Consider the following 1079-nt stretch of genomic DNA (forward strand, 5'->3'; position numbering starts at 1 on the left):
GACCTGCTCGCGCACGGCTACGTCCTCGAGGAGCTCCGTGACGCCCCCGACAGACCGGGCGGGGAGCTGGTCTTCGTGGCCCGCCGCCCCTGAGCCGCGGAACGCGTCGAAGCGCCGGGCCCGGCACCGCCTCGGCGCCCCCGGGAAAGGGCCGGGCGTGCGCTTCCGGGTGGTCCGGACGATGCTGGAGCCATGGCCGGGAAGCGTCCCATCATCGTGCACCTGCCGTCCCCGACCGGCGGTCGCCGGGTGCGGGTGGACGGCGAGATCCTCGGACTCGCGCACAACGTGCGGGACCTCGTGGAGTTCCTGCGCCGGGCGGGGCTGGAGATCGAACCGGAGGAGGTCGCCGACTCGCCGCTGATCGACTGGCGCGGAGTGGGCCCCGACCGGTGGGAGGCGGAGACCCGGACCTGACCGCCCCGACCACATGCGCGGGTACGCGAACTGACGGCCGGTCGGTGTCCCGGCGTGCCGGCGGGCACACTGGCGGCATGTCCTCCCGACGCAGAACCTGTCCCGTGTGCCACCGTGACATCGCCGTCGTCGCGGGCCGCTTCGCGCGCCACGACCCGCCCGGGGCCCGGGCGAACGGCGACCTCGTCTCCTGCGCCGGGTCCCGGCGGCACGCGCAACTGGGCGCAGGCCAGCCGTCCTTGGACGGCTACGCCGTACCGGACTTCCCCGGCCAGCTGCCCCTGTTCTGAGTCCGCTCAGTTCCCTGCGACGGACTTGACCGCGACCGACACCGGCGTGGAACCGCTGATCAGCTCCAGCGTGAGACCGGCCGTCGCGGGGGTGTCCACCAACTCCGCGAGGACGGCCGCGACATCGTCGCGGGGGACGGAGCCGCGCCCGGTGTGCGCCTCCATGCGGACCAGTCCGGTGCCCGGCTCGTCCGTCAGCGCGCCGGGGCGCAGGATCGTCCAGTCCAGCGCCTCCTGCCGGGTGATGTACGCGTCGGCCTCGCCCTTCGCGCGCAGATACGCGTCGAAGACCTCGTCCCCCCGGTGCGCGGGATCCGCGCCCATCGCGGACACCACCAGGAAGCGGCGCACGCGCGCGCGTACGGCCGCGTC

Annotated in this window: 3 protein-coding genes and 1 pseudogene; 3 read left to right on the top strand and 1 reads right to left on the bottom strand. The window is 74.6% G+C overall.

Annotated elements, in window-relative coordinates:
• From H5J33_RS38190 to H5J33_RS36200, 3 genes and pseudogenes are all read left to right on the top strand, one after another.
• Nucleotides 1–93 (top strand): annotated as a pseudogene (locus tag H5J33_RS38190) (SAM-dependent methyltransferase); the annotation flags it as partial.
• Between the two features lie 99 nt (nt 94–192).
• A complete protein-coding gene (locus H5J33_RS36195) occupies nt 193–417 on the top strand; it encodes a hypothetical protein (protein WP_030641125.1) in 225 nt (74 codons plus the stop codon).
• A gap of 77 nt (nt 418–494) precedes the next feature.
• Nucleotides 495–707: a hypothetical protein gene (locus tag H5J33_RS36200; RefSeq protein WP_181798902.1), complete on the top strand. Its 213-nt coding sequence runs from the start codon at nt 495–497 to the stop codon at nt 705–707.
• 6 nt (nt 708–713) lie between these two features.
• Here H5J33_RS36200 and H5J33_RS36205 read toward each other — a convergent pair.
• A partial coding sequence (locus H5J33_RS36205; RefSeq protein ID WP_181798904.1) for an NAD(P)H-binding protein occupies nt 714–1079 on the bottom strand: 366 nt, incomplete at its 5' end.

It is taken from the genome of Streptomyces sp. WELS2, assembly GCF_013870595.1.
GTDB lineage: Bacteria > Actinomycetota > Actinomycetes > Streptomycetales > Streptomycetaceae > Streptomyces.